Annotated in this window: 1 protein-coding gene; it reads right to left on the minus strand. The window is 76.8% G+C overall.

Annotated elements, in window-relative coordinates; genetic code table 11:
* Positions 1 to 4,475: apolipoprotein A-IV repeat region-like domain-containing protein (locus ACLBYE_RS29775; protein WP_447696918.1), on the minus strand; the 4,475-nt coding region annotated here is incomplete at both ends.

Below are 4,475 nucleotides of genomic sequence, written 5' to 3' on the forward strand. Positions count from 1 at the left end.
GGCGGGCGCCGCCGCCGCGACGGCGCGGCCGCCGCTCTCCGCGACCCGGCGCTGGGGCTGCGCCTGCGGCTGGGCGACGTCGACCGCGCGGCCGGAGCGGGAGACCAGGGACGACAGCTCGTTGAGAGCCTTGATCTGGTCCGCCACCACCCGGCGCATCTCGCCGGTGGCGTCCTGCGTCTCGCGCGGCAGCTCGAGGACGCCCTTGGCGAGTTCGGCGCGGGTCGCGTCGAGCTCGCCGCGGATCGAGCCCGCCATCTCGCGCAGCGCCGAGAAGGAGTCGCCGAAGCTGGCCTGGGCCTCCTGGAAGCCGCTGCGCATCTCGCGGGCCGCCTCCTCGATGACCTGCCGGACACCCTGGGCGGCCTTCTCGCCCTCGGCGCTGGCGCTGTCCTTCAGGTCGGCGAAGGCGCTCGTCACCGAGGCCCCGGCGCCCTGGGCCGACTGGGCCAAGGACTCGCCGACGCTGCGGGCGCGCTCCTCGGCGGCGCGCAGGGTCTGCTCGATGGTCTGGGCCAGGGCGGTGCCGTTCTGCTCCAGGGCGGCGGCCCGGGCCTCGAACGCGGCCAGCGCCTCGGTCAGCTTGGTCTCGCGGCCCGACAGGGCCGAGTCGAGGCGCTCCTCGATGGCCGCCAGGGAGGCCGCGGCCCGGTCGAGGGCCGCCACGTGCGCGGCGGTCTGCTCGCCGAGGGAGCGGCCGCGGCCGTCGAGGGTCTCGGCGAGGCGCGAGGCCTCGCTGAGCGCCCCGTCGGCGGCGCCGCGCAGGGCCTCGACCTGGGCCGAGACGCCGGCGCTGGCGCGGCCGGTCTCGGCGGCGATGCGCTCCAGCGCCCCCTGGACCTGCTCGATCCGGCCGGCGAGACCCTGCTCGATCGCGCCGAGATTGGTGTCGGCGCCGGCCACGAGGTCGGTCAGCGCCGTGTTGGCGGCCTCGATCCGCTGCAGCAGCGCGCCGAGCTCGCGGCCCATCCGGTCGTTGGTCTCGAACAGCTCCGAGAGGGTGCGGCCCGCGCCGTCCTCGACGGCGGCGCGCAGCAGCTCGGCCGAGGCCCGCGACTGCACGGCCAGCTCCTCGGTCCGCTCCCGCAGGCTCTCGGCGAGCGGCATTCCGGTCTCGGCGAGCGTCCGCTCGATCGCCTCGGCCCGGTCCGACAGGGCCCGCGACAGGTCCATCATCGGCCCGTCGATGGCGCCGCGCAGGCGCTCGACATGGCCCTCCAGGCTGTCGCCGACGGCGCGGCCGCTGCCCTCGACGCTGGCGAGCAGCGCGCCGCCGCGCTCCTCGATGGCGCGCACCAGGGTCTCGGCGCTCTCGGCGAGGCGGCGGGACAGGGCCTCGCCGCGGGCGTCGACCAGGGCGCCGAGCGCCGTGGCGCGGCGCTCGAACCCGGCCCCGAGGGCCTCGGTGCGGGCGTCGATCAGGCCGGCGAGCGCGGCCTCGCGGCGGCTGAGCGTCTCGGCCAGGGCCGCGTTGTGGGCCTCGACCTGCTCGGCATGGGCGCGGGCCCGCTCGTCGAGGGCGGCGACCAGGGACGCCGTGCGCTCGTCCATGAGGCCCGCGAAGGCCTCGTGGCGGTCATCGAAGGCGGTGGCCAGGGTGTCGGCGCGCTGCGCCACCAGGGTCGCGAACAGCCGCATGCGGCTGTCGATGCGCTGCGTGAAGGCGTCGGCGCGGGCGTCGACGCCGCGGGCCAGGGCCTCGCTCTGCGCCTCGACGGCCTGCGCCAGGGCCGCGATGCGGCCCTCGACCACGCCGTCCAGCTCCCGCAGCCGGGCGTCGAAGGTCTCGACGAGGGCGCCGGTCCGGCCCTCGACGGCGCCGTCCAGGGCGCGCAGGCGGGCGTCGAAGGTCTCGACCAGGGCGCCGGTCCGGCCCTCGACGGCACCGTCCAGGGCGCGCAGGCGGGCGTCGAACACCTCCACCAGGGCGCCTGTCCGGCCCTCGGCGGCCGCCACCAGGGCCTGGCCGCGGTCCTCCAGCAGGCCCTCGATCGCGGCGCGCGCCTGCTCGAAGGTCGCCCGCAGGGTCTCGACGCGCGCGTCGACCCGCTCGGACACGTCGCGGCCGGTGCCCTCGACCAGGGCGCCGAGGCGGTTCTGCACCCGGTCGAACAGGGTCTGCAGCTCGCCCGTCCGCTCCTTGAGGGTCTCGGCGAGGCGGTTCTCGCGCTCCTCGAGCAGGCCGGCAATCGCCGGGTTCACGCCCTCGATCGTGGTCTGGAGCGCCTGGGTGCGGTGCTCGATCGTGCCGGCGATCTGGCGGCCGCGGGTGTCCACGAGGCGGTCGATCTCGCCCTGCGCGCGCTCGAACAGGCCCTGGAGGTCGGACAGGCGGGTGTCCAGCAGGTCCGCCATCTGGGCGGGCGCCGCGTCGAGGGTCGTGCGCAGGCCCTCGGTCCGGGCCGCGATGGCGTCGGCGACCTCCTGGCCGCGCCCGTCCACGAGGTCGCGCAGGCCGGCCTGGGCCTCCTCGAACAGGGTGTGGAGGCGCTGCGTGCGGGCGTCGAGGGTGGCGGCGAGCTGGCGCTCGCGGGTCTCCACCAGCGCCGAGACGGCGGCGGGCGCCTCCTCCAGCACCGCGCGGAGGGACTGGATGCGGGCGTCGACCGCGGCGGCGAAGCGGCCGCCGCCGCCCTCGACCACGCCGTCGAGGGCCGACTGGGCCTCCTCGAACAGGGTGCGCAGGGCCTGGGCCCGGGCGGTGAGGGTGTCGGCGAGGCGGTTGCCGCGGCCGTCGACCAAGCTCTCGAGGTGGCCGAGCCGCTCGTCGAACAGGCTGCCGAGCTGGCGGGTGCGGTCGTCCAGGGCGCCGGTGGCGGAGCCGAACGCGCCCTCCAGGGCGGCGACCATCGCTTGCCCGCGGCCGTCCAGCGCCTCGTGGATCGGGACCATCCGGCCGTCCAGGGTGGCGGCCAGGGTGCCGGCATGGTCGTCCAGCAGGACGCGGATCTGGTTGGTCCGGTCGTCCAGCAGGGTGTGGACCGAGCGGACGCCCTCGTCGAGGAGGCCGCTGATGTCGGCCGTGCGGCTCGACAGGGTGTGGCCCAGGCGGCCCTCGCCGGCATCGAGCATCCGCTCGGCATCCGCGATGGTCTGCTGGAGCTTGGCGAGCACGCTCTCGCCGCGCTGGTCGATGAGTTCGGCCAGCGAGGTGCCGCCGCGGTCGAGCAGGCGGGCGAGCTCGGTGATCCGGCCGCCGATCGCCCCGAACACGGCGCGGCCCTTCTCGTCGAGCTCGCCCGACATGGCGGCGATGCGCTCGTCGATCAGGCGGCCGATGAGGTCGGCGCGCTCCGCGAAGGCCGCGTGCACCGCCTCGGTGCGGGCGGCCAGCGCCGCGTCGGCGTTCTCGGTGCGCTCGTCCACCAGGCGGATCATCGAATCCGCGCGGTTCGCCAGCGCGGCCTCGAGGCCGCAGGTGGCCTCCTCGATGGTGCCGGTGAGGGCGCGGACGCGCTCGGCCATGGCGCCGTCGAGGCCGCCGGTCCGGTCGGCGATCATCGCCACGAGGTCGCGGGTCCGGCCGGCCAGCTCCTCGTCCACCGCCCGGGTGCGCGCCTCGATCAGGCGGATCGCCTCGAAGGCCTGGACGCCGAAGCTCTCGTCCACGAGGCGGGCGCGGGCGTCCAGGGTCTCGGCGATCGCCTGCAGGCGGCCGATGACGCCGGTGTCGAAATGGCCGGCGCTCTCCTCGATCCGCCGGGCGATCTCGCTCGTGTGGCGGGCGATGTCCTGGCCGAGCCCGGAGGTGCGACCCTCCAGCATCTCCATCAGGCCGCGATGGCCCTCGGCCATGACGCGGGCCATCTCGTCGGTCCGGGCGCGCAGCGCGTCGTCCACGGCGTTCGCGCGGCTGCCGAGATGGTCGTCGATCTGGCCGACCAGCGCCGCCACGGCGGCCGCGATGGCGGCGGCCCGCTCGGTCGAGCGCGTCTCCAGGCCGCCGAGATGGGTCTCGATCAGGCTGCCGGCCTCGCGGGCCCGGGTGGCGATCGTCTCGGCGACGGCCTCGCCCTTGCCGGTGAGGAGGCGGTCCATCTCCTCCAGCCGGGCGCCGACGGTCTCGCCCAGCGCGGCGGTGTCGCGGTTGATCCGGTCGGCCAGGATGTCGCCGCGGGCGATGGTCTCCTGCAGGGCGGCGAGGCGGTTGCCCAGCGTCTCGTCGATCGCCCGGACCCGGCCGTCGGCGGTCTCGGCGAAGCTCGCGCCGGTCTGGCTGAGGGTGTCGGCGATGCGGGCGCCCTGGCTCGCCACGGCGAGCACGATGTCGCGGCCGGTGCCGCTGATCCGGGCCTGGGTCTCGTCGGCGTGGCCGGCGAGCAGCTCGGCGACGCTCCGGCCGTGCTCGCCGAAGGCCGCCTCCATCTCGCCGATCCGGGCGGCGAGGTCGGCCGAGATCGCGCGGGCGGCCTCGGCGAGGCTGCCGGTGGCGTCGCCGGTCCGGGGGGGGGGGTCGCGGGTGGGGTCGGCCCGGG

The organism is Methylobacterium sp. A52T (genome assembly GCF_053346095.1).